This is a genomic window from Longimicrobium sp., assembly GCF_036388275.1.
Lineage (GTDB): Bacteria > Gemmatimonadota > Gemmatimonadetes > Longimicrobiales > Longimicrobiaceae > Longimicrobium.
The window spans coordinates 257,115-280,542 of the sequence record NZ_DASVSF010000110.1; the positions used below are offsets into that span (position 1 = coordinate 257,115).

The window sequence follows — 23,428 nt, forward strand, 5'->3', positions numbered from 1 at the left end:
GCGGACCTGAAAAGGAAGTTCGATGCCGAAGATGAAGAGCCACCGGGGCGCCGCCAAGCGCTTCAAGGTAACGGCCAAGGGCCGCGTAAAGCGTGGCAGCGCGTTTCACAGCCACATCCTGACCAAGAAGTCGCCCAAGCGGAAGCGCAACCTGCGGGGCACCACCATGCTGGCCAAGGCCGACGAGAAGCGCGTAAAGCGCCTGCTCGCGTCCTGAGCCTGCCCGCATCCGCTTACACGACTTTTTCGTAACCCGGGAAGGATGAGGACATGCCTCGCGTAAAGACCAACGTGGCGCGCCTGCGCCGCAAGAACCAGATCCTGGAAGCAGCCAAGGGCTACTTCGGCCGCCGCAAGAACCTGTACAAGACGGCCAAGGAGGCCGTCGAGCGCGCGCGCAAGTACGCCTACCGCGACCGCAAGAACCGCAAGCGCGAGTTCCGCCGCCTGTGGATCATCCGCATCAACGCGGCTGCCCGCCAGAACGAGATCTCGTACTCGCGCCTGATGGACGGCCTGAACAAGGCCGGCATCGAGATCGACCGCAAGGTGCTGGCCGACATCGCCGTGCGCGATCCCAACGCGTTTACGCAGATCGCCAACGCCGCCAAGACGAGCCTGGCTGCCTGACGCAGCACGCTCGGACGGGACCAGCGGCGCCGGAGACACCCTCTCCGGCGCCGCTTTTCGTTGGGCTGGGGTAGCCAAACGGCCGCTCCGGGGTAAGTTTCGGGATGAGAGCCACGTGCGGGCGCCGGGCCCGCGGGCACACGGGAGTAACGGGGGACATGTCGACGACGACGACGGTGACCGACGAACTGATCGCGCAGCTTCGCGCGCTGGAGGCCCAGGGCGCCGAGGCCGTGGGCGCCGCCGGCGGGGCCGAGCCGCTGGAGGCGCTGCGCACGGAGTACCTGGGCCGCAAGGGCCGGCTCACGGGCATCCTCCGCCGCCTGGGCGAGCTTTCGGCCGAGGAGCGCCCCGTCGTGGGCGCCGAGGCCAACCGGGTCAAGGAGGCGCTGTCTGCCATGCTGGACGAGCGCCCCGCCTCGTTCGCCGCCGCGGCCGACGCGGGCCCCGGGATCGATCTGTCGCTCCCCGGCCGCGCGCGCTGGAAGGGCGGGGTGCACCCGGTGACGCTGGTGATCGACGAGATCTGCGAGATCTTCCGCGACCTGGGCTTCAACCGCATCGCCGGGCCGGAGCTGGAAACGCAGGAGTACAACTTCACCAAGTTGAACTTCCCGCCGAACCACCCGGCGACCGACATGCACGACACCTTCTACCTGACGGACGAGGTGCTGCTGCGCACCCACACCTCGCCCATGCAGGCGCGGGTGATGGAGCAGTTCGCGCCGCCGGTCCGCGTGGTCGTGCCCGGCACCGTGTACCGCCGCGACCCGTTCGACGCCAGCCACGCGCCGGCGTTCGAGCAGATCGAGGGGCTGGCCGTGGACGAGGGGATCACCTTCGCCGACTTCAAGGCCACCATCTCCACCTTCGTCCGCCGCTTCTTCGGGGCGGATGCCAAGACGCGATTCCGCCCGTCGTTCTTCCCCTTTACCGAGCCCTCGGCCGAGGTGGACGTGTCATGCCAGCTGTGCGGCGGCTCCGGCTGCAGCGCCTGCAAGGGCACGGGGTGGATGGAGATCATGGGGGCCGGCATGGTGCACCCCAACGTGTTCGCCGCCGCGGGCTACGATCCGGAGCGCTACACCGGCTACGCATTCGGCATGGGGCCTGGGCGCATCGCCATGCAGCGCTACGGCGTGCCCGACATCCGGCTGCTGTACGAAAGCGACGTGCGGTTCCTTGGGCAGTTCACGTAACGGACGACGGTCATGAACATCTCCTATCGCTGGCTCCGGTCCATCGCCCCGGGGCTTCAGGGAACGCCGCAGGAAGTGGCCGAGCGCCTGGCCATGCTGGGCGCGCCCGTGGACGAGATCGTATACCTGGGTGCGGACATCGGCGACGTGGTGATCGCGCGCGTCGAAGAGGTTCGCCAGCACCCCAACGCCGACCGCCTGCGCCTGTGCACCGTCAACGCGGGCGGCTCCGAGCGGCTGCAGGTGGTGTGCGGCGCGCCCAACGTGGAGGCGGGCGGGCTGTATCCGTTTGCGCCCATCGGCGCCACGCTGCCGGGCGGGCTGCAGATCAAGAAGGCCAAGCTGCGGGGCGAGGCGTCCGAGGGAATGCTCTGTTCCGCGCGCGAGCTGGGGCTGGGCCGCGACCACGCGGGGCTGATGACGCTGCACGACGAGTTCGCCCCGGGGACCGGCTTTCGCGACGCCCTGGAACTCGACGATCACCTCCTGGTGGTGGACGTGACGCCCAACCGGGGCGAGTTGCTTTCGCACCTGGGCGTGGCGCGCGAGCTGGCGCCCACGGGTGAGGACGGCGTGGAGCTTCCCGCTTTCCCGGAGCGCCGCGGGAGCTCCTTCGCCGTCCACGCCGGCCGCCGCGCGTGCGACGACCTTGGGCTGGACGTGGCGATCGAGGACGACGAGGGGTGCACGCGGTACATGGGCGCCATCGTCCGGGGCGTGCGCGTGGGGCCGTCTCCCGAGTGGCTGGCCACCCGCCTGCGCGCCATCGGGCAGCGGCCCATCAACAACGTGGTCGATGCCACCAACTACGTGCTGCACGAGCTGGGGCAGCCCGTACACGCCTTCGACGTGAACCTGCTGCGCGGCGGCCGCGTGGAGGTCCGCCCGGCCCGCGCGGGGGAGACGCTGACGACGCTGGACGGCGTGGAGCGCACGCTGGACTCCCAGGACGTGGTGATCGCCGACGGCGAGGGCGCCGTGGCCCTGGCCGGGGTGATGGGCGGCAGGGACAGCGAGGTAGGCGAGGGAACGACCGACCTGTTCATCGAGGTCGCCCTGTTCGATCCCCAGCGCGTCCGCCGTGCGGCGCGGCGCCAGGGGCTTTCGACCGACGCCTCGTACCGCTTCGAGCGTGGGGTGGACCCCGAGGGGCAGCCGGCCGCGCTCCGCCGCGTGGTGGAGCTGGTGCTGACCGTAGCCGGGGGCGAGGCCGTGGGCGCGGTGGACCTGGTGCCGCATCGCTACGAGCGGCGCGCCATCGGGCTGCGCGAGGAGCGCGTGCGCCAGGTGCTGGGCGTAGAGCTGGCGCCCGACGAGGTGCGCGACCTGCTGGAGCCCATCGGGTTCGAGGTGAACGTGCGCCCCCGGCCCATGCGCGTGCTGGTGCCCGGCTTTCGCCCCGACGTGGTGGAGGAGATCGACCTGATCGAGGAGCTGGCTCGCCGTCGCGGATACGGCAGCTTCCCGGAGGAGATCGCGCCGCACCGACCCAGCGTGGTGCCGGAGGACCCCAGCGTGGCGGTGGAGGCGCGCATCCGTTCGCTGTTCGTCCGCTGGGGCTTCCTGGAGGCGCGCACGGTGCCGTTCGCGCCCGAGTCCGCCGGGACCGTCGCCGTATTGAACTCGCTTTCGGCAGAGGAGTCGTTCCTGCGCGCGGCGCTGGTGCCCGGGCTGCTGCGCCGGGTGGAGCACAACCTTGCGCACGGTGTGCGGGACGTGCGGCTGTTCGAGATCGGCGCTGCTTTCCACGCGCCCATCGGTGGCGGGGCGGGGGAGGAGCGGCGCGTGGCCGCCGCCTTCACCGGGGCCAGCCGTCCGCCGCACTGGAGCGGCGCCGCGCCGGAGTGGGACCTGTGGGACGTGAAGGGGCTGCTGGAAGAGCTAGCGGGCGAGTACCCGGATGGTCGCGTGGATGCGGTCGACGGACGTCTCACGCTGTTCACCGGGGGTGACGAGATCGGCACGGCGCGGCAGGCGGAGGAGGGCGAGGTGGATGCGCCCGCCTGGGCCGGCCCCACGTTCGTGCTGGAGGTGCGGCTGCCGGCTGTGCCCGTGGAGCGCGGGAGCATCCAGTACCGCCCGCTCCCCGTGCATCCCGGCTCGGAGCGCGATCTGGCGCTTCTCGTCCCCACGGCGCTCGCGGCGGGCGAGGTGGGCCGGACCATCCACGAGTCGGCCGGCGAGCTGCTGGAGGACGTCTTTCCGTTCGACCTGTACGAGGGGAAGGGAATCGCGGAGGGGACGCGCAGCGTGGCGTTCCGCCTGCGGTTCCGCGCGGCGGACCGCACGCTGACGGACGCGGAGGTGGATTCCGCCGTGAGCCGCGTGCTGGCGGCGCTCGAGGAGCGGCATGGCGTCCGTCGACGCTGATCACCCCGTGATGACGTCCGCCGGGCCGGCCGCCCCCGCCGAGGTGGCGGGCTGGGACCGGCTGGAGCGCGCAGCCCGCGCCGCCGCCATCGCGTTGGACGAGTGGCGGCGGCGCGCGCAGGAGGCCGAGCAGGAGGTACAGCGGCTGCGAGGCGAGCTGCAGGACCTGACCTCTATGGGTTCGCTGCCGTCCATCGAGTCCGGCGACGAGCTGCGCCGGCTGCGGGCCGAGAACGCGGTGCTCACCAGCCGCGCCGCCGAGGCGCGGCAGCGCATCACGGGGCTGCTGGCGCGTCTGGCCATTTTGGAGAACCGCAAGTGAGCCCCCGCAAGCCACAGCCGTCGCGCCACACCGTTACGGTGGAGATCGCGGGCGAAAAGCACGTCCTGCGCTCCGACGTGCCGCCGGAGTACACCCGCGCCGTAGCGGAGCACCTGGACCAGATGATCCGGGCGCTGCCGTCCTATCCCACGCTGGAGCCGTTCCGCGCGGCGACGCTGGCGGCGCTTTCCATCACCGACGAGTTGTTCAAGGCCCGGGAAGAGATCGCCCGGCTGCGCGAGCTGATCGAGCGGGGGACCGGAGAGGTCGCGGAGCTGCTGGAGGAGGCCGTCAGCGGCACGGGCGAGCCGCGGGACTGATCACGCCGCAAGTCGGACGAGGGATCACGCGGAGGCGCGGAGAAACAGATGAGCCGCGGAGGGGGATCGGTACCCTCCGCGGCTCTTCTCTTTTCCTTCGCGGCTCCGCGTGGAATCAGCGAGGCCGGAGTCCGACTGCGGGCCGGGCCCGAAGTGCGATCAACGAAGCGCCACCCGCAGGTGTCCCCACTTCCCCTGCGTCCACCAGTGCACGACGATCTGGCTCGCGCGGGGGTGGTATCCGTCGATTTCGGAATAGGGGATGCTCACCTCGCTGCCCGGCTGCACCGCCGGCCACTCGGTGGCGGTGGGGTTCAGGTCTACGCGATGGCTCGTCTCTTCCTCGATGGCCACGTAGTGAACGGGGTGCGGCGATTCGTTTCGCAGGACGAGTGCGCTGCGCCCCGCAGTGGCGGAGAAGCCCTCTTCCGTGCGGTTCATGTTGGGCGTCAGCGGGCACCCGCAGACGCAACCCGACAGGGCGGCGCCCAGGAGCAATACGATCGCAATCCGAAGCATGGCAGGTGTCCTTTCGTCCGCGTCGGTGGTCTGCTGCGACAACGATCGAACCCGCCAATGAGTGACGGGCTAGCCACGCGGCGTGCAGCGGGCTCAGGCCAGGCGCAGGACGGCGGCGTGGATGCCCTGGACCACCATGGCCATCCGCGCGTAGTCCAGCGTGTCGGCCGTGTCGCGTGCGGTATGGTAGTGGGGATTTCGATAGAACGCCGTGTCCGTGATCATCACCGCCGCGTAGCCCTCGTCCCAGTAGCTGGCGTGGTCGGAAAAGTCCACGCCGGGAACCCACCGCGGCGCGTTGATGGAGTGCACCGGCAGCGGCGACGCCTTCCGCATCGCGCGCTTCACCCGCCGCACGGCCGACGCCTGCCCGAGCTTTCCGATCACGGTGATGAAGTTGCCCCGTGAGGGATAGAACGCCTTGAGGACGGCCAGGGGAAACTGCTGGCTTCCCTCCGCGTCGGTGAAGTAGCCGATCATCTCCAGCGACATCATCAGCCGCACTTTCACGCCCTGCGCCCGCAGGGACTTGGCGTGCACGGCGCTTCCCATGTGCCCCGTGCGGAAGAACGGCGGCTCCTCCAGCGGAAACGCCACCAGGTCCACCCGCGTCCGCAGCGATGCGGTGGACAGGAGCCGCGCCAGCTCCAGGAGCCCCGCGACGCCGCTGGCGTTGTCGTCGGCCGCGGGGTAGGGGCCCGCCGCATCGTAGTGGGCGCCCACCACGATCCGCTCGCCCTCGTCCGGCCCGAACGACGCCACCACGTTGCGGTACGTGGTGCCGCGCACGTCGAAGTCCTGCAGGGACACCCGTCCGCCGGCACGCTCCAGTTCGTCACGGATGTAGGCCGCGGCGCGGTTCAGGTTCTGGGGATGCGTGTAGTCGCGCGGAACGAACTCTTCCGAGAGCGCACGCACATGGGCTTCCAGCCGCTCGGCCGAGACCGCCGGGGCCGCGCTCATCGCCCGCCCTCCACCCATCGGCTGCACGACGTAGCAGGTGCCCGCCAGGGCGGCGGACGCCGGGAGTGCGACCGCGATGAACAGGCTCCTCGCACGCATTCCATCCCACGACAGGGTTGCCGATGATCCATGTAGTCTGAAGCAGGGCAAGCTCTGCTCCCACGGTCCAGCAGCCCGGGCGAACGTTCACGGCGTGGCGGGAGGTGCATGTTTTCTGCGGAAGCCGTATGATACAGCTCCGAGCGAGATCATCCCCCGGGACCGGTGCGCCCCCCTGGCGTGCCGTGCGCTACCTTTGCGCCGCAGCGTTCCCGGATCCTGAGGTTCGCCGCGGTCCCATCCACCCACCCCGAGGTGCACATGCACGCACGACAGTTCCGCTTCGCCCTGCTGGCCCTTCTTTCGGCCGCGGCGGGGTGCGCGGACGACCTGCCCACCCACCCCGACATCGCCGCGCCGGCGGGCGTGTCGCGGAACGCGCTGGAGCCGTACGCCGGAAAGATCCGCGTGGGCATCATCCCCGCCGCCACGTCGGTGAAGATCGGGGCCACGGTGGCGTACGACGTCCGTGAGAAGGGGACGAACGCATACCTCGTCTCCGGGCTGGCGGGCGAGCAGGCGACGGTGACGTGGAACCAGTCGGTCGGCGTCGCTACCAACAACCGGCGGCTGCAGGTGGTGTGCACCACCACGGCGGCGGACCGTGACCAGCGCGTGACGGCGGGAACCGCGGCGGGCTTTCCCTCCGCGTGGGAATACGTGTCCACGGCCAGCTGCTGGCGCGTGTACATCGGCGAGCGGCCGCTGCCCATGGACACCACGGCCGAGCGCATCTACAAGCAGAACGTGATCAACGCCGGCCTGGCGACCACGTCCGCGCTGTGGAAGACGGTGAACACCACGGTCTACGAGCCGCGCTACGTGACCACCAAGACGTCGGGAACGGCCGCCAGCTCGCGCGCACAGCCGCGCATCACCGTGGCATCCACCGCGCGCGTGACCATCGGCACGGCGCAGTACCGCGGGATCGCGGAGGTGATGAAGAACGCCGCGGGGACGCTGGCGGGCATCAACGAGGTAGGGATGGAGGAGTACCTCTACGGCGTGGTTCCGCGCGAGCTTGGGCCTTCGGTGTACCCGGAGATCGAGGCGCAGAAGGCGCAGGCCGTGGCGGCTCGCACCTACGCGCATTCCAGCCTTGGCAAGCACTGGAATAACGGCTACGACGTGCTGGCCACCGTGCAGGACCAGGTGTACGGCGGATCGGCGGCGGAGCATTCCATCAGCACCAGCGCCATCAATGCGACGGCCGGCATCGTCGCCACGTACAACGGCGCCATGATCAGCGCCCTGTTCTACGCCACCAGCGGCGGCAAGACGAGCAACGTGGAAGACGTGTTCAGCACCACCGCGTCCTACCTGCGCACGGTGTGGGACGCGCCGCCCGGCCAGGAGCTGCCGTCCGTCTCGGCGCTGCTCACCGACCTGCGGACGCCTACGTGGACCGGGGCGTACGGCGGCTTCCACAGCTACCACCGGTGGAACTACAGCTGGACGATGGCGCAGATGAGCTGCGTGGTAGGCGATTTCGCCAACAAGCCCGTGGGCAATGTGACGGGGATCAACATCCTGGCGCGCTCCAGCGCCAGCGGGCGGGTGACGCAGATCCAGTTCGTGACGGACCAGGGCACCTTCACCGAGACGGGGACGGCCATCCGCTCCGCGATGCCGTACATCAACAGCTCCGGCGTGCCCACGATGCTTCCGAGCACGCTGTTCGTGATCGAGCGGGTGACCAACTCGTCGGGCGCGCTCACCGGCTACCGCGCGTACGGCGGCGGCAACGGCCACGGCGCGGGGCTGGCGCAGACGGGCGCCGTAGGCATGGCGCGCGCGGGCCACACGTACGACCAGATCCTCAAGAAGTACTACACGGGGATCGCGCTGGAAACGAAGGTCGGCACGCGCCGCGACGGTACCTCGCCCACGAGCACCACCACCACCGACCCGTACGACTGCACGTCGGCGTGAGCCATCGGCGGTCTCATGCGGAGGTGCGGAGGTCCCGGAGAACTGCAGGAGAGTGGAAACACGACAGCCGGGGGAGCGATCCCCCGGCTGTCGCGCGTTTGGAACGGCTGATCGGCCTTACGAGGTGAGCCGGAGGTGGCGCTTCAGCCAGCGCAGCGTCTCTACCATCGCTTGGGTCCAGTGCTGCTCGGACATCAGGTGAACGGCGCCCGCGAGTTCCACGTAGCTGTGCACCGGCTCCGGGTCCAATGCGGCGAGCCGACGGTGAAGCTCGCGGGCGGCGGCGGGTGGCACGTTTTTGTCTCGTTCCGCCGTGATGGACAGCAGCGCGGGGTGCCGGAACCCGTCCAAATGCCGATGCGGGCTGTCCCCCTCCGGCCACTCCGGTGAGCCGAGGATGGCGACGGCGGCGCGGATGGAGGGCTCCACCAGCACCGCCCGATAGACGACGTACCCGCCCATCGATACGCCCACGATGCCGACCCGCTCCGCGTCCGCCAGGCCTTCATCCGCCAGCGCGCGCACGATCGACGGGACCTCGTCCGCCGTCTGCGCGGCGAGGCCGATCATGGTGCGCAACGCTTCTTCGTGTGGCGCGGCTTGGCGGGCATCCAGGTCGGGCAGGCGGCGGGCGCCGTGGCCCGCCGCGTCCACGCCCACCGCCAGGAACCCGGCCCGCGCCAGCTGCTCCAGTTCCTTCCGGTGCACCTCCTTGTCCACGCCGAACCCGTGGAACCAGAGCACCATCGGGTGCGGCGCATCTCCTGTCGATGGCAACGCGAGCAGGAGAGGAACGCCGCCGATGGTCCGCGATGCAAAGGCGATGGCGCGGTCCATCAATCGAAGTCGAAGATCTCGCCCAGGAAGCCGCCGCGCTTTTTCTTATGGCCGTATCCGCCGTGGTAGTCCTTGTCGTACTTCTTGTGCTGGCCGTATCCGGGCTGCTGGCCGTAGCCTGGCTGCTGCGGCGGGTACCCGGTCCGCGGCGGCTCAGGTGACGCCGCGGCGGGGGCCTGCGTGGCGGAGCGCTCGATGATCTTGTCGAGCTCGCCGCGGTCCAGCCACACGCCTCGGCACTGCGGGCAGTAGTCGATCTCGATTCCCTGGCGTTCCGACATCACCAGGTCGGGCTGCAGGCATACGGGACACTTCATCTTTCACCTCGAGTATGGGTTGAACGCAGGTGCTCCATCCGGCCGATGGCTATGCGCGAGTGTAGACCGATTCGACGGCCAGGTCTTCCTTTCCCTCGGGCCACACGTTGTAGTGCGTGATGCGCAGCGTGTCCTCGCCCGGAGCGACGTCGATGCGCCATCCCCAGTCCGGCCCGGGAGGCGCGGCGTACGAGCCGCGGACGGTGAGCGTGGAGTCCGCGCCGGGCGTTCCGGTGAACGCCATCGCCCCGTATCCCACGTGCCAGGTGTCGATCAGGTGCCCCGAAAGCGTGTTGGCCTTGGGATCGAAACCCACGAGCAGCGAGCCTTCCTGCGGCTTGCCCTGGTACGCCCACGTGTAGTCCATCCTCACGAAGCGCCCGCCCAGCACCGGCGTAACGGTGAGGGTGGACGCCGACTCTTCGGCGACGTTGTTCATGGGGTCCTGCAGCGTGCTGGGGCCGCTCCACGTTCCTGCGCAGGCGGCGAGCGCTTCGATCGGGTTCATGGGAGTGCGTGAGTGCGTGAGTGCGAAAGTGCCGAAGCGAGAGCTTCGGTGGTCTCTCCGTTCCTCTCTCTGCGGCTCTGCGCCTCTGCGTGAGGCCCTGCGGCGTCCGGGAATATGCTACGTCAGCGGTAGCGCTGCACCATCTCGCCCAGGCGCCGCACCCCTTCGGCCACGGCCGACTCCTCGGGGCCGAACGAGAAGCGCGCGTAGGTGCGGAACCGCGATGCACGGCCGCTGCGGCGCTTGCCCGGGTTGATGTCGAAGAACTCGCCCGGAACGCAGATCACCTTTTCCTCCAGCGCGGCCTGGAAGAAGTCCATCCCGTCGTTCAGCGGCTCGGGAAGGCCCGCCAGGTCTGCCCAGATGTAGAAGGTACCCTCGGGCTCCACGTCCAGCCGCATGCCGGCGTCGCGCAGCCCGTCGAGCAGGATGCGCCGCTTGCGCAGGAACGCGCCGCGGATGGCCGCCGTCTCGGCGCGCACCGCCGCGGGCTCCAGCAGTGCAACGGCGGCGCGCTGCAGGGGCCGGCTGCCGCCGCCGTCCAGGAACGAGCCCGCGCTGGTCACCGCCTCGATCACTGCCTTGGGGCCCACGACCCAGGTGGTCCGCCAGCCGGGGTAGCGCCAGTTCTTGGTCAGCCCGTCCATGATCACGACCGGGTCGTTGTCCACGTCGTCCACGTAGCGGGCGGCCGAGACGAGCCCGTCCTCGTCGGGCGAGGCGCACCAGGCGTAGTGCGAGTAGAACTCGTCCAGCAGCAGCGTGCACTCCAGCCGCCGCGCCGCCTCTACCCAGGATGCCAGCTCCAGCCCGCGGATGGTGCGCCCCGTGGGGTTCGACGGGTTGGAGAGCAGCAGCGCGGATAGGCCGCGGCCCATGATCTCGCGCTCCAGCCGTCCCATGTCGAAGCGGTAGCCGTCGGTGCCTTCCAGCAGGATGGGGATCGCCGTGAACATGCGGAATATGTTCAGCAGCTCCTCGTACGCCGTGTAGTCGGGAAGGAAGTGCCCCAGGTTGATCTCCCCCAGCGCCGCCACCGTGCGGGTGAGCCCCAGCCGGCCGCCGCCGCAGATGCAGACGTTGTCGGCGGTGTACTGCGACGCCTTGCCCTGCCGGTACAGGTGGTTGTACAGGTCGGCGACGGCGGTGCGCAGCTCGGGAATGCCGGCCACGGGCGCGTACTCCTGGTCCGCCGTGCTGATGGGTGCTTCCAGGATGCGCGGTGGCGCTCCGGGAAGGGGGCCGGTCTCGGGCATCCCCTGGCCCAGGTTGCACCAGTCGGGGTGGCCGTATGCGTAGCCGCGCTTGGAGGCCTCGGCCATCACGTAGATCACCCCGGTGAACGGAACGGCGCGGAAGCCGGGGATGTGGGGCGGCGCGATGTCGATACGTCTGCGGTCCATCAGGTCAGGCGATGTATGGATTCGGGGGGCGATCGTCGGAATCGGGTGCCGCACAGCAATGAACGATCCGTTCCGCGGCGGACCAATCCACCGCACCCTGTCATCCAGAGGCCCAGGCGCACCGTACCAGCACGCAGCACATCCCGTGCGGGCCGAAGGATCTGGCCTGGGGCGCGTACAGACTCGGGCGCGGCAGCGGTTACCGGAGCCGAGGCCTCGGCTGCCGTGGGGCCCTCACCCGTCCTCGCTTATGCTCGTCCACCCTCTCCCACAAACAGCGTGGGAGAGGGGGTACACTTCCGGGTGGGGTGCGTGGTTTCAGGTTTGGTGTTCGGGCAGGCGCCCCCCATCCCCAACCCTTCCCCCGCAAACTGCGCGGGGGAAGGGAGCCAGTCGAGTGCGCCAGTCCGGCCGAAGCGCGATTCACGTCTCCCCCTCCCCTGCGAAGCGGGGGAGGGGGCCGGGGGGAGGGGGCTCCCAGGGCATGCAAGGCAGCCTGTCGCCCCTCGATCGAAGTTCTCCCCTCTCCCGGCGCAGTTTGCCAGGGGAGGGGCGGGGGAGGGGCCCCCCGGCGGACGCGCCTCAAGTCTGGGTGCTCGCTGCCGCGCCCCGACCTGGAAGTGTCGCAGGCTAGATCCTTCGGCGCGCGTGGGATGCGGTACGGGCCGGTTCGGTGCGCCTGCGCCTCAGGATGACAACACGGTGTCTCCCCTCTCCGCACAGCAGTTCCGTGCGGGGAGGGGCCGGGGGGAGGGGGCTCCCAGGGCATGCGAGGCAGCCCGTCGCCCCCGATTGAAGTCTCCCCTCTCCCGCGCCGTTTGCGGGGGAGGGGCCGGGGGAGGGGGAACCTACTCCGCGGCGGCTCGCGGCTCGCGGGGGAGGGTGAAGAAGAAGGTGCTCCCCTTGCCCCACTCGCTCGCCACCCAGACGCGCCCCCCATGCTGCTGGACGATGCTGCGGCAGATGGCCAGCCCCAGCCCCGTACCGCCCTTGTCGCGGGCATCGGAGCTGTCTACCTGCCGGAAGCGCTCGAAGATGGCGTCGAGCTTGTCGGCGGGGATCCCCCGGCCGCGGTCGCGCACCTGGAACAGCGCCTGCTCGCCGCGGTTCTCGGCGACCACCTCCACCACGGCGCCAGGCGGGGAGAACTTGGCCGCGTTGGATAGCAGGTTCACCAGCACCTGCACCACCCGGTCCGGATCGGCCCAGACGTCCAGCCCCGGGTCGATCCTGGCCTCCAGCGTCACCTGCACGCCCGTCGCCGCCCCCTCGACGGCGTGCATCGACTGCTCCACCAGCCGGGCGACCTCCACCCGCGCCGGGTTCAGCTCCAGCCGTCCGGACTGCAGGCGATCGAGGTCCAGCATGTCGTTGATCAGCCGCACCAGCCGGTCGGAGTTCTGCGCCGCGATCTCCAGCATCCGCTGCGCCTGCGGCGTTCCGTTCAGCCGTCCGCTGGCCAGAAGCCCCAGGCTGCCGCGAATGGAGGTCAGCGGCGTGCGCAGCTCGTGCGCGACGATGGACACGAACTCGTCCTTGAGCCTGGCGATCTGGCGGCGTTCGGCCACGTCCAGCCGCAACTCCACCTCGGTGGTCACCGACGCCGCCAGGTCCGCGAGCAGCCGCACCTCGCGCTCCGTCCACTCGCGCGGCTCGAACCCGGCCACGCAGAGCGTTCCCAGCGCGTGGCCGTTGGAAAGGATCAGCGGAACGCCCAGGTAGCTGACCAGGTTCAGGTCGCGCAGGAACACGCTGTCGCGCACCCGCTCGTCCTTTCGCGCGTCGGAGATCACCACGGGCTCGCGCTCGATGATCGTCCACCGGCAGTACGACTCCTCCACGGGCGAGTTGGGGTCGTCGGGCCAGCCTGGCGGGGCGAAGCAGCTCTTGGCGAACTGCCGCTGGTCGTCCAGCAGGTTCACCAGCGCCAGCGGCGCGTCCAGGAACTCGGCCGCGATGCGGGTGAGCCGGTCGAAGGACTCCTCCGGCGCGCTGTCGAGCAGCGCCGTGGCGTGGAGCGCGGCCAGGCGGGCGGGATCGCGCAGCGGGTCGGCGCCAGGGTCCTGCGGCGGCTCGGAATCGCGGCTCATGCAGCTTCGCGTTGGTCGGTGGGGCGTGGGGGCCGGAATGGGCACCGCTCCGCCAGAATCCGCGTAATTTCGCGCACGCGGGCGATCCGGCAAGGGCCGGACGCACGATGGCCGTCTGGACGCGCGCCCTCCGCCGCGTAAGTTCACGCGTGGCGGCACGGCGACAGGCCGCTCCGGACGAACCACCACCTGGAAACATCCATGCAGAACGGCATCGACCCGGCTGTCACCTCCCCGGCGGAGTACCGGCAGCTGGCGCGCGACATTTTTTCCGAGCTGATCGCCATCGACACCACCGAGGCCAACGGCGACGTCACCGCGGCGGGGCAGGTGGTCGCGCGCCGCTTGCTGGCGGCGGGGCTCCCGGAGGACGACGTGACGCAGGCCGGCCCGCATCCCCGCAAGCTGAACCTGGTGGCGCGCCTTCGCGGCAGCGGCGCGCGCGGGCCGCTGCTCCTGCTGGCCCACCTGGACGTGGTGGATGCCGACCCGGCGGAGTGGTCCACCGATCCTTTCGAGCTGGTAGAGCAGGACGGCTTCTTCTACGGCCGCGGCACCAGCGACCAGAAGGCGATGGCCAGCATCTGGGCCGCCAACCTGGTGCGCCTGCTGAACGAGGGCGTGGTGCCGGACCGCGACATCATCCTGGCGCTGACGGCGGACGAGGAGGGCGGGCCGCAGAACGGCGCCAAGTGGCTGACGGAGAACCGCCGCGACCTGGTGGATGCGGAGATGGGGATCAACGAAGGGGGAATCGGGCGGATCAAGGAGGGGCGCCGCGTTTCCAACAACCTGCAGGCCAGCGAAAAGGTGTACGTCGACTTCGAACTGTGCGCCCGCGGCGCCTCCGGCCACAGCTCGCTGCCCACCCCCGACAACTCCATCTACCACCTGGCCGCCGCGCTGGGGCGCATCGCCCGGTTCACCTTTCCCGTGCAGCTGGGTGAGGTGGCGCGGGCCTTTTTCGAACGCATGTCGCGGATCGAGGCGGGGCCGATGGCAGACGACATGCGCGCGCTGCTGGACACGGGCGATGCGGACGCCGCGGCGCGGCTCAGCGAGGTGCCGCAGTACAACGGGATGATGCGCACCACCTGCGCGGCCACGCGGCTGGATGCGGGGCAGAGCAACAACACGATTCCGCAGTCCGCGCGCGCCATCCTCAACTGCCGGCTGCTTCCCGGGACCGATCCGGACGAGGTGGCGCGCCAACTGGTGGAGGTGATCGCGGACGAGCGCCTGGTGCTCACCCAGGTCAAGGCGGGCAAGCCCAGCGCGCCGTCGCCCCTGACGCCGGAGGTGGTGGGGGCGGTGGAGCGGATCACCGAAGAGATGTGGCCCGGAGTGCCGGTGGTGCCGGTAATGGGCATCGGCGCCACGGACAGCCTCTACTTCCGCGCCGCCGGCATCCCGATGTATGGCGTGTCGGGGATCTTCTTCGACGTGGACGACGTGCGCGTCCACGCGCCCAACGAGCGGATTTCGATCAGCTCCTACTTCGAGGGGCAGGAGTTCCTGTATCGGCTCGTCCGTGCGATGTCGGGCCAGGGCTGACGCAGCGGGGTCTCACACGGAGGGCACGGAGAACACGGAGGAGGGCTTCCGCGTCCCGCCGTGCCCTTCGTCAGCTGGCGAGAAGGCCGCACTTCGGCGTGGGGGACGATTCGTCGCCCGCCGAGAACAGCGCTCCGGTGGACGGGTTCTCTCTCGGAAGCCACGCGGCGGCGGCGGCGCCTGCGTCCGCGTCGATGCCCAGGGATCGCAGCTCCTGGCTCATGATCCCCCGCATCCGCGAGCGCGCGGCGCGATCGACCATCGCGCGGACGTCCCTTTCGCCGTCCGCCCCGAGCGAGAGGAACGGGTTCGCGCAGATCATGGCCTCGCGCTCGGCGAGCAGCTCGTCGCGCGTCTGCTGCACCCGGGCGATGCGCGCGCGGGCGGCGTCGGGAAAGGCTTCCAGGTCCGCCAGGCTGCGCCACTCGTCCACGCGCTCTGCAATCGGCCGCTGCCCGCCCGCGGCCGCCACTTCGGCCACCATGCCCAGCGGCCCCAGCGCCGGTCGGGGGCCCCACAGCCCCTCGAACTCGCTCTGCAGGGGGATGGGCAGCGGCGATGCTTCCATCATCAGCGGGCGGAAGACGTTCAGCACGCGGCCGCGCGCATCGGGAGGCACGGCGGTCCCGTGGCCGGCCAGCACCTCGTCCTGGTACGACGACAGGTAGCCGTTGCTGCGCCCGCGCGCGGCCAGCGTCGCCGTCACGTAGCCATCCAGCAGCCGCGCGAACGTCTCCGCGGGGCGTGTCTCGTAGTCCCATCCGCCGCTGCGGCCGGCGCTTCGCCCGGCGACGGGCGCTGTGGGCAGGCTTCGCACGGCGGCGGCGAACTCGTCCGTTCCGCTCGTCCGCAGCGCCACGTCGGTTCCGTAGGCGCCCTGGCCGCGGTAGCGCCTGCGCGCCACCTGCCAGTCCAGGTCGTGCGCGATTTCGTGCATCAGCGTGCCTGGGCCCGTGGCGGGCGGAACGTGGATGCGGCGGCCGTACGGATCGTGGATGGCGAGCGCCGAGCGTTCCTTGCCCGTCCGGCCGAACTGGATCGACAGCCCGCGAACGTCCATTCCGGGCAGGATGGCCTCCATCTCCGCCAGCGCGCTCCCCAGCATGCGCCGGTAGTACGGGCGCCACGCCATCGGCACATCCGCGTCGAAGTCCACCGCCTTGAGCCCGTAGCACCGCTTGAGGTCCGCCGTGGACGGGGCGGGAAAGCCCGGGTGCCACACCGCTTCCTGCGCGTAGGTGCGCATAGCGACGGCGGATTCCAGCGCGGCCTCGGCGAGCGGGGCGGCCGGGTGCGAGGCGCGGATGCGGGTGTACGCGGCGGCAAAGTGCTCCTCGTCGCGCGCGGATTCCACGAACCGGCGCCCGTTCGCGCGTCCCGTCTCCGTCGGTCCCAAGGCCTGCTGGATCGCCCGGCTGTAGCGCTCCAGCGAGACGGCGATCGGTGCCACCGGGGGCGGCTCGTGGCGGTCGGCCAGTTCCATCAGCCGGCGCGCCGCCCTGCGGGAGAGCAGCGGGGCGGGCGCGGGCGCGGAGCCTTCGACCGCGGCACGCGCGGGGACCGTTGCGATGGCGCCCGCGAGAGGGATGGCGGCGGCGCCGGACGCGGCCTCGCGCGACTCGCTCCGCCACGCACCCGCGGGGGATTCCACCGAGAAGCGCCGGGCCGCCCGCCACTCGCGCAGCAGTGCCAGCGGGTGGCGGTGGGTGAGCGCCGCCTCGTCCAGCAGGGCGCGAGCATCGTCGCGCGCCATCCGCCGGTCTGCCGCGAGCGCCGCCGCCCGCGCAACGAGCGGGGGCGAATGCGCGGGGACGGTGCCCTCGGCGGCGGCCAGCGCGTAGGCCGCACGAACCGTCAGCTCGCCGCCGCGCGGGTCCGCCGCGGTGGCGACGGCCTGCTCGACGATGTCCAGGTGCAGGCGCGCGGCCCGCATCCGCTCTTCGAGCGAGCCGTGCGACACGGTCGACAACGCGAGCGGGTCCAGCACGTATCCACGCGCTGCCGCCGTGACCGACAGGAGCGCGGCGCCGGCCCTACGGCGGGAGGCGGGCGTCAGCCGGGGGTCCTGCAGCGCCAGGTCCGTCAGCCGGAACGGGCTGCCGAGCCCCAGCCGCAGCCGCTCCAGGTATCCCAGCACGATGACGTCCTCGTCCGTCAGCGCCACGGCGCGGGTGCCCGCGAGGCGGACGATGGAATCGGCGTATGCGTCCGCCCGCACCAGCTCGACGTCAACCGCGGACAGCGGCTGCTCGCGCCGCTCTCCGCAGCCCGCGAGCATCGGCAACAGCAGCGCGAAGAGGGCCGCGCTGGCGGCTCTCCATCGTGCGGTGCGTCGGGTGTTCGTGGTCGCGTTCATGGCCGCTCCGGGTCGGGCGTATCGGCGGCGGCGACCGGGCCTGGTGTCGCCCCGCCCATCACCGTACGGCGGAAATGCCCTCGGTGTTCCGTCGTAAGTTGCTGCGGCACAACATCAAACGAGCGGAAGGCGCGGAGAATCGTCTCCGCGCCTCCTGTTTTGAGCGCCCCCGAGCCTGGTCGGGCGAATGAATTCGCGGCAACAACCACACGATGTCCACCTTCGTGGACTGCCTGCCGCGGTGTTCGTTATCGCTTGTGGCGCGACCTTGGTGTCGTCCGCCCGCCGCTTTCGATTGGTCAGTCCGTCGCTGTGGCCGACGCGGGCATGGAGGCGTGGAAGTCCTCGCGGACGCGGTGCATGTACGAGCCGAGCAGTTCCGCGACACGGTCCGGGCTGGGTGAGGCCAGGATCATCCCCACATGGTGGCGCTTGTTCATCCGCCACACGATCTCCGGATCGTCGTACGCCGACGTGTCCGGCCACTCCTGCCGGGCCAGCGACACCAGCAGCCCCGCGTAGTCCTCCCTCGTCGCCGGCAGTGTGTAGGCATCGCCTCGTGCATCCGCCACCTCAATCCGCGCCCATTCGCGCCACAGGTTGATGCCCGTGGCGGCTTCCACCATCTCTACGATGTTCGCGCCGCCCACCCGCGCCGCCGTTTCCAGGAAGTAGAACTCGCCGTCCTCGTCGCCGCGGATGAACTCGGTGTGCAGCGCGCCCCGCACGATGCCCAGCGCCTCCCGCACCCGTGCATCCTCCTGCTTGAGGGCGCGCGCCTCGTCCGAGTCGCGGGGCAGGGTGCGCGTGCTGAACAGCCCGCCGCCGTGGTACACCTCGAACGGCGGGCTCACGTAGCCGTTGGCATCCGAGAACACGATCTCCCGATCCCACACCAGCGAATCGACGTGGTACACCGACCCGCGGACGAAGCGCTCCAGCAGGTGAAAGCTCCGCTTGTCGCCCAGCGACTCGATGGTCCGCCACACCTGGTCGGGATCATCCAGCTTGTGGATGCCGATGGCCGACGCCGAAAAGCGTGGCTTGAGCACCCACGGCGCGGGCACCGTCTGCAGAAAGTGGTTGATGTGGTCGTTGTGCAGCACGGGCGCGAAGTCCGGGACGCGGATGCCGGCTTCGCGCGCCCGCATGCGCATCGCCAGCTTGTCGCGATAGTGGCGGACGGTGGTTTCGCCCATGCCCGGCACGCGCAGGTGCTCGCGCAGCGCCGATGCGATCTCCAGGTCGAACTCGTCCAGCGGCACGATGCGGTCGATGTGCTCCGTGCGCGCCAGCCAGCTGATGCCGTTGATCACGTCGTCCCGCTTGAACAGGTCCGGCATGTACAGCATTTCGTCGATGGCGTCGCGCGGCCACTCGGCCTCGCGCAGCTTTTCGACGGTGATCAGCAGCACGCGGCAGCCCTGCCGCTTGCACTCGCGGAGGAATTCCTCGCCCTTGAGGAAGCTCGAAAGGCAGACGATGGTGACGGGTCGGTCGGTCACGGGCCGATGTCCGGTTCAGGTGCGGGAAATTGCTCGCTTTTCGCCACGTCACATCCTGTGCCCCGGATGCGTGCGGGGCAAGGCCCGCGGCTGGCCTCATATCACGAGGGTGCGCCAATTCTGTCATCCACAGGCCCAAGCGCGGTACAAAGCCGGGAGCCGCGCGAGGCCCCCCTCTGTCATCAGAGGCCAGGTGCACTGCTCATCCTTGGCCGCACGCCCATGCCTGTCATCCAGAGGCCCAAGAGCACCACACTTGCCCGTACGCCGACCTGTGCGGGCCGAAGGATCTTGCCTGAACCACGAACAAGCCTGGGCGCGGCAGCGGCACGGATCCCTGAGCCGCGGATCCCCGCACCGTCGGGTGCAGAACCTGGGTTCAAGCCGACCCTTAGCCTGCACGGGCGAATGAATTCGCAGCAACGACCACACGAAGTCCGCCTTCGCGGACTGGCTTGTCCTGGTGTGGGTTACACCGTGTGGCGCGCCCTGGCGAGAGTGGTCTCGGTTGGCGCCGAGTCGCTTACCTCACGCCGGAGGCAGGTGCCACTTGATCCGCGTGTAGGCGATGCGGAAGCCCTGGCGCTCGGCGTTGCGCTGCGACGCGCTTCCGGGCTCCGCACCCATCATCGCCAGGTCGCATCCGTGCTCCGCCGCGTATCGAAGCCGCGCCTGCAGCAGAGCGCGCTGCGCTCCCTGCTTCCGCGCCGCGGGGACGGTGCTCGCCCCCGCCAGCAGCGCCACGTCGCCGTGCATCGCCAGGGCTCCCGTGGCGACCGGCTCCCCATCGATCTCTGCGAGGAACGGCACCGTGCCCTCGGCGCGCGCGGTGATCGTTCCGAAGGCACGCATGAACTCCGCGACTTCCGGCGTTTCGCCCCAGCCGCGGGCCGCCGTGTCTGCCCACAGGTCCACCTCTCCGGGCTCGATCCGCCGCACGCGTACCTGTGATTCGGCGCCGGGGACGGCGATCGTCGTGGGCCGGTGCATCACGCTGGTCAGTTCGACGGGCCAGTAGCCGCGCGCCGGCAGCAGTAGCAGGAGGGACGAATCGGCCAGCGGACTCACTTCATGGTACACGTGCGCGCCGCGTTCCTCCATGAATGCCTCTATCTCGCCCAGGGTACCGTCATCGGCGGTGCCCAGGGTGCCGAGTCCGAACGTCTGCGTGAGGGGCGATCCCACGCCGTCGAACATCACCAGTGTTCCGGCGACTTCCTTCCACGTGGCCCCCACCTCCGGCTGCAGCCGGGCGCGACTGGAGACGAACGCGGCGTTCGCGCGCCCCTCCGCGGCCTCCAGGCGACGCGCGAGGGCCAGGTCGGAAAGCGGGTACTCGGGATCGGAACGGGTCATGGGACGATAGGCCGGGTGCAGATGGATCGAACGGATGCACTAAAGTGTGCGCATCGGCCGATCCGCGCACGGGTCAGGTGACCCGCGCGGGTACCCAAGCAGGGTCGGGTGCGCGACGAGGAGAGCCGGTGCGTGCCGCGGGCGCCCCCCATCCCCAGCCCTTCCCCCGCAAACCGCGCGGGGGAAGGGAGCCAGTGTCGTTCGCGTCGGCGGGTTGGGTGCTCGGGCTGGCAGCCCTGGCGGAGTCGGGTGCGTGGCGACGCGGGGCCGGCGCATGCTCGGCCGGCTGCCTTCTCACCCGGCCCCTCTCCCGCAAGCGCCCGCAAGCGGGAGAGGGGAGAATTCGATCGCGCTCCGGCGGGCTTCGGTGTGCATCACCGCCGATGCGCGCCAACGTCGCACGCAAGGTCGCGCCCCAGGCCCCAACCCACACCCGAGCAAGCCAGTCCGCGAAGGCGGACTTCGTGTGGTCGTTGCAGCGAATTCATTCGCCCGTGCAGGGTTTGGGTCCGGCTTGACCCCGGGGTTCTGCACCCGACTTCGGTGCGGAGATCCGCGACTCGGAAATCCGTGTCGCTGCCGCGCCCAAGCTGGTTCGTGGTTCAGGCAAGATCCTTCGGCCCGCATGGGATGATGTACGGGCGAGTTCGGCGCGCTCGGGCCTCTGGATGACAGACTGCGGGCGCCAGCGGGAGCCGCGGCCCACGCACGGACCCCTGTTCCAACCGCCCTCGGGCGACTATCGTGTACGTGCTGCTAATTTAGCATCCGTAAAATCACCAGATCCCCGCAAGGAGTCCTCATGCTGCGTCGTTCCGTGCGCACCCTCCTGCTGCTCGCGCCGTGGCTGGCCGCCGTGCCCGCCGCCGCGCAGACCGCGCGCGACCTGCCGCCGCCGCCCGTGGCGCGCGTGATCCCCAAGACCGACACGCTGCACGGCGACGTGCGCGTCGACAACTACTTCTGGCTGCGTGACAAGCAGAACCCGGAGGTGATCAGCTACCTGGAAGCCGAGAACCGCTACGCCGATTCCGCCATGGCGGGGACGAAGGCGCTCCAGGAAACGCTCTACCAGGAGATCCTGGGCCGCATCCGCCAGACGGACCTGTCGGTGCCGGACCGCATGGGCCCGTACTACTACTATTCGCGCACCGAAGAGGGAAAGCAGTACTCCGTCCTGGCCCGCAAGCGCGGAAGCCTGGACGCCCGCGAGGAAGTGATCCTGGACCTGAACCAGATGGCGGAGGGCAAGCGCTACTTCAGCCTGGGCGCCTACTCCATCAGCCCCGATCACCGGCTGGTGGCGTTTTCAGTGGATACCACCGGGGCCGAGCACTTCACCATCATGGTGAAGAACCTGGAAACCGGCGAGATCCTTCCCGACCGCATCGAGGACGTGTCGTTCGGCGCCACGTGGGCCGCCGACAACCGCACCCTGTTCTACACCAAGACCGACGAGGCGCAGCGCCCCGACCGCGTGTTCCGCCACACGCTGGGCACCGCTCCCGCCACGGACGTGCTCGTGTATCACGAGCCCGACGTGCTGTTCCGCGTGGGGATCAGCCGCACCAAGGACAACCGCTACATGGTGCTGTCCACCGGCAGCTACACCAGCAGCGAGGTGCGCGTGGCGCCGGCGGACCGCCCCACGGAGTTCCGGCTGGTGGCGGCTCGTGAACGGGACCACATCTATTCCGTCAGCCACCAGAACGGCCGCTTCCTGATCCGCACCAACACCGGCGGCGCCAACAACTTCAAGCTGATGGAAGCGCCGGAGTCCAACCCGTCGCGGTCCAGCTGGCGCGAGGTGGTGCCTCACCGCGAAACGGTGCTGCTGGACGGCTTCGACGTGTTCCGCGACCACCTGGTGCTCTTCGAGCGCACCAACGCGCTGCGGCAGATCCGCGTCCGCAACATCCGCAACGGGCAGGAGCACACCATCGAGTTCGCCGAGCCGGTGTACACGGCCTCGCCGGGGAGCAACCCCGAGTACGACACCGGCACCCTTCGCTTCGGGTTCACCTCGCTGGTCACGCCCTCGTCGGTGTACGACTACGACATGAACACCCGCCAGCGCACGCTGAAGAAGCAGACCGACGTGCTGGGCGGATACGACCCCTCGCAGTACGCCAGCGAGCGCACCTGGGCCCGCGCCCAGGACGGCACCATGGTTCCGGTGTCGCTCGTGTACAAGAAGCCGCTGGTGCGCGACGGCTCGCGTCCCATGCTGCTGTACGCGTACGGCAGCTACGGCAGCAGCACCGACCCGGCGTTCAGCACCGCCAACCTGAGCCTGCTGGATCGCGGCGTGGTGTACGCCATCGCGCACATCCGCGGCGGCCAGGAGATGGGCCGGTCCTGGTACGACCAGGGCAAGATGATGAACAAGCGCAACACGTTCACCGACTTCATCGCGGTGGCCGAGCACCTGGTGAACGAGCGCTTCACTTCGCGCGAGCGGCTGGGCATCCGCGGCGGCAGCGCGGGCGGGCTGCTGATGGGCGCCGTGGCCAACATGCGGCCGGACCTGTTCAAGGTGGTGATCGCCGACGTGCCCTTCGTCGACGTCATCAACACCATGCTCGACGCGTCCATTCCCCTCACGGCGGGCGAGTGGGAGCAGTGGGGCAACCCCACCAACGAAGAGCACTATCGCTACATGCTGTCGTACTCGCCGTACGACAACGTCGAGGCCAAGGCCTACCCCACCATGCTGGTGACGACGGGGCTGAACGACCCGCGCGTGGCGTACTGGGAGCCGGCCAAGTGGGTCGCGCGGCTGCGCGCCACCAAGACCGACGACAACCTGCTGCTGCTGCGCACCAACATGGGCGCCGGCCACGGGGGCTCGTCGGGCCGCTACGACGCCCTGCGCGAGACGGCGTTCCGGTACGCGTTCCTGCTGCATCACCTAGGCGTGGCGCACTAGGCGGGAGATGAGCCCCAAGAGGCGGGCCTGGGCGGAAGCTCGGGCCCGCCTCTTCGTTTGAGCCCCGGCCCTCGCCGAGCCTGCACGGGCGAATGAATTCGTTCCCATCCGGAAACGTGGAGACGGAGTCGGAGAGCCGGAAAAGCGGACGAATAAAACAGGCGCACCCGGGTGTGTTGAATCTCGCGCGAAAGGAGTAGGTTTGGCTTTGCCGAACAC

19 protein-coding genes are annotated in these 23,428 nt (G+C 70.0%); 9 read left to right on the plus strand and 10 right to left on the minus strand.

Translation table 11 applies throughout. The features are described 5' to 3' along the window. Nucleotides 1-22: 22 nt before the first annotated feature. The 6 genes from rpmI to VF632_RS26270 all read left to right on the plus strand — a co-directional run bounded on the left by rpmI (nt 23) and on the right by VF632_RS26270 (nt 4,841). Entirely contained in the window at nt 23-217 is a 195-nt protein-coding gene (gene rpmI, locus VF632_RS26245; RefSeq protein ID WP_331025915.1) for a 50S ribosomal protein L35, read from the plus strand. Nucleotides 218-270: 53 nt separating this feature from the next. After that, on the plus strand, nt 271-630 hold the full coding sequence (gene rplT / locus VF632_RS26250) for a 50S ribosomal protein L20 (protein ID WP_331025916.1): 360 nt from the start codon (nt 271-273) through the stop codon (nt 628-630). Between the two features lie 158 nt (nt 631-788). Beyond that, complete coding sequence (pheS, locus tag VF632_RS26255; protein WP_331025917.1) at nt 789-1,829, plus strand: phenylalanine--tRNA ligase subunit alpha; 1,041 nt, start codon at nt 789-791, stop codon at nt 1,827-1,829. 12 nt (nt 1,830-1,841) lie between these two features. Then, nucleotides 1,842-4,199, plus strand: coding sequence for a phenylalanine--tRNA ligase subunit beta (gene pheT, locus VF632_RS26260; RefSeq protein WP_331025918.1), 2,358 nt, complete (start codon nt 1,842-1,844; stop codon nt 4,197-4,199). 7 nt (nt 4,200-4,206) lie between these two features. Beyond that, nucleotides 4,207-4,521, plus strand: coding sequence for a hypothetical protein (locus tag VF632_RS26265; RefSeq protein ID WP_331025919.1), 315 nt, complete (start codon nt 4,207-4,209; stop codon nt 4,519-4,521). Continuing rightward, a complete protein-coding gene (locus VF632_RS26270; protein WP_331025920.1) occupies nt 4,518-4,841 on the plus strand; it encodes a cell division protein ZapA in 324 nt (107 codons plus the stop codon). Before VF632_RS26265 ends, VF632_RS26270 begins: the two co-directional genes overlap by 4 nt. Nucleotides 4,842-5,000: 159 nt before the next feature. Here the strand turns inward: VF632_RS26270 and VF632_RS26275 are convergent, their stop codons facing one another. Both VF632_RS26275 and VF632_RS26280 read right to left on the minus strand, forming a co-directional pair. Continuing rightward, nucleotides 5,001-5,360, minus strand: coding sequence for a hypothetical protein (locus tag VF632_RS26275; RefSeq protein WP_331025921.1), 360 nt, complete (start codon nt 5,358-5,360; stop codon nt 5,001-5,003). A gap of 93 nt (nt 5,361-5,453) precedes the next feature. Next, a complete protein-coding gene (locus tag VF632_RS26280; RefSeq protein ID WP_331025922.1) occupies nt 5,454-6,422 on the minus strand; it encodes a M28 family peptidase in 969 nt (322 codons plus the stop codon). Between the two features lie 261 nt (nt 6,423-6,683). Here VF632_RS26280 and VF632_RS26285 point away from each other — a divergent pair, with 261 nt between their 5' ends. Then, nucleotides 6,684-8,354: a SpoIID/LytB domain-containing protein gene (locus VF632_RS26285; RefSeq protein ID WP_331025923.1), complete on the plus strand. Its 1,671-nt coding sequence runs from the start codon at nt 6,684-6,686 to the stop codon at nt 8,352-8,354. Between the two features lie 117 nt (nt 8,355-8,471). Here VF632_RS26285 and VF632_RS26290 read toward each other — a convergent pair whose 3' ends face one another. The 5 genes from VF632_RS26290 to VF632_RS26310 form a co-directional block, all read right to left on the minus strand. Next, entirely contained in the window at nt 8,472-9,191 is a 720-nt protein-coding gene (locus VF632_RS26290; protein ID WP_331025924.1) for an alpha/beta hydrolase family protein, read from the minus strand. Then, on the minus strand, nt 9,191-9,508 hold the full coding sequence (locus tag VF632_RS26295) for a zf-TFIIB domain-containing protein (protein ID WP_331025925.1): 318 nt from the start codon (nt 9,506-9,508) through the stop codon (nt 9,191-9,193). The genes VF632_RS26290 and VF632_RS26295 overlap by 1 nt, the downstream gene beginning before the upstream one ends. A gap of 49 nt (nt 9,509-9,557) precedes the next feature. Beyond that, nucleotides 9,558-10,016 carry a DUF1579 family protein gene (locus VF632_RS26300; protein WP_331025926.1) on the minus strand — a complete coding sequence of 153 codons (459 nt, stop codon included), beginning with the start codon at nt 10,014-10,016 and terminating at the stop codon, nt 9,558-9,560. Nucleotides 10,017-10,138: 122 nt separating this feature from the next. After that, a complete protein-coding gene (locus VF632_RS26305) occupies nt 10,139-11,419 on the minus strand; it encodes a pyridoxal phosphate-dependent aminotransferase (protein ID WP_331025927.1) in 1,281 nt (426 codons plus the stop codon). An 848-nt stretch (nt 11,420-12,267) separates the two neighbouring features. Next, nucleotides 12,268-13,509, minus strand: coding sequence for a sensor histidine kinase (locus tag VF632_RS26310; protein ID WP_331025928.1), 1,242 nt, complete (start codon nt 13,507-13,509; stop codon nt 12,268-12,270). A gap of 201 nt (nt 13,510-13,710) precedes the next feature. Here VF632_RS26310 and VF632_RS26315 point away from each other — a divergent pair, with 201 nt between their 5' ends. After that, complete coding sequence (locus tag VF632_RS26315) at nt 13,711-15,063, plus strand: M20/M25/M40 family metallo-hydrolase (RefSeq protein WP_331025929.1); 1,353 nt, start codon at nt 13,711-13,713, stop codon at nt 15,061-15,063. Between the two features lie 70 nt (nt 15,064-15,133). Here VF632_RS26315 and VF632_RS26320 read toward each other — a convergent pair whose 3' ends face one another. From VF632_RS26320 to VF632_RS26330, 3 genes are all read right to left on the minus strand, one after another. Continuing rightward, on the minus strand, nt 15,134-17,419 hold the full coding sequence (locus VF632_RS26320; protein ID WP_331025930.1) for a hypothetical protein: 2,286 nt from the start codon (nt 17,417-17,419) through the stop codon (nt 15,134-15,136). 299 nt (nt 17,420-17,718) lie between these two features. Continuing rightward, a complete protein-coding gene (locus tag VF632_RS26325; protein ID WP_331025931.1) occupies nt 17,719-18,924 on the minus strand; it encodes a hypothetical protein in 1,206 nt (401 codons plus the stop codon). A gap of 528 nt (nt 18,925-19,452) precedes the next feature. Then, a complete protein-coding gene (locus VF632_RS26330) occupies nt 19,453-20,280 on the minus strand; it encodes a GNAT family N-acetyltransferase (protein ID WP_331025932.1) in 828 nt (275 codons plus the stop codon). Between the two features lie 802 nt (nt 20,281-21,082). Between VF632_RS26330 and VF632_RS26335 the strand changes: the two genes are divergently transcribed. Further along, the gene (locus tag VF632_RS26335) at nt 21,083-23,209 is read left to right on the plus strand and encodes a S9 family peptidase (protein ID WP_331025933.1); all 2,127 of its coding nucleotides are present in this window, start codon (nt 21,083-21,085) and stop codon (nt 23,207-23,209) included. The last annotated feature ends 219 nt before the right edge of the window (nt 23,210-23,428 follow it).

Bases quoted from the DNA above. Each gene is read 5' to 3' on its own strand.
- rpmI (WP_331025915.1), top strand. From the start codon at position 23: ATGCCGAAGATGAAGAGCCACCGGGGCGCCGCCAAGCGCTTCAAGGTA.
- rplT (WP_331025916.1), top strand. From the start codon at position 271: ATGCCTCGCGTAAAGACCAACGTGGCGCGCCTGCGCCGCAAGAACCAG.
- pheS (WP_331025917.1), top strand. From the start codon at position 789: ATGTCGACGACGACGACGGTGACCGACGAACTGATCGCGCAGCTTCGC.
- pheT (WP_331025918.1), top strand. From the start codon at position 1,842: ATGAACATCTCCTATCGCTGGCTCCGGTCCATCGCCCCGGGGCTTCAG.
- VF632_RS26275 (WP_331025921.1), bottom strand. From the start codon at position 5,360: ATGCTTCGGATTGCGATCGTATTGCTCCTGGGCGCCGCCCTGTCGGGT.
- VF632_RS26280 (WP_331025922.1), bottom strand. From the start codon at position 6,422: ATGCGTGCGAGGAGCCTGTTCATCGCGGTCGCACTCCCGGCGTCCGCC.
- VF632_RS26285 (WP_331025923.1), top strand. From the start codon at position 6,684: ATGCACGCACGACAGTTCCGCTTCGCCCTGCTGGCCCTTCTTTCGGCC.
- VF632_RS26290 (WP_331025924.1), bottom strand. From the start codon at position 9,191: ATGGACCGCGCCATCGCCTTTGCATCGCGGACCATCGGCGGCGTTCCT.
- VF632_RS26295 (WP_331025925.1), bottom strand. From the start codon at position 9,508: ATGAAGTGTCCCGTATGCCTGCAGCCCGACCTGGTGATGTCGGAACGC.
- VF632_RS26300 (WP_331025926.1), bottom strand. From the start codon at position 10,016: ATGAACCCGATCGAAGCGCTCGCCGCCTGCGCAGGAACGTGGAGCGGC.
- VF632_RS26305 (WP_331025927.1), bottom strand. From the start codon at position 11,419: ATGGACCGCAGACGTATCGACATCGCGCCGCCCCACATCCCCGGCTTC.
- VF632_RS26310 (WP_331025928.1), bottom strand. From the start codon at position 13,509: ATGAGCCGCGATTCCGAGCCGCCGCAGGACCCTGGCGCCGACCCGCTG.
- VF632_RS26315 (WP_331025929.1), top strand. From the start codon at position 13,711: ATGCAGAACGGCATCGACCCGGCTGTCACCTCCCCGGCGGAGTACCGG.
- VF632_RS26320 (WP_331025930.1), bottom strand. From the start codon at position 17,419: ATGAACGCGACCACGAACACCCGACGCACCGCACGATGGAGAGCCGCC.
- VF632_RS26330 (WP_331025932.1), bottom strand. From the start codon at position 20,280: ATGACCCGTTCCGATCCCGAGTACCCGCTTTCCGACCTGGCCCTCGCG.
- VF632_RS26335 (WP_331025933.1), top strand. From the start codon at position 21,083: ATGCTGCGTCGTTCCGTGCGCACCCTCCTGCTGCTCGCGCCGTGGCTG.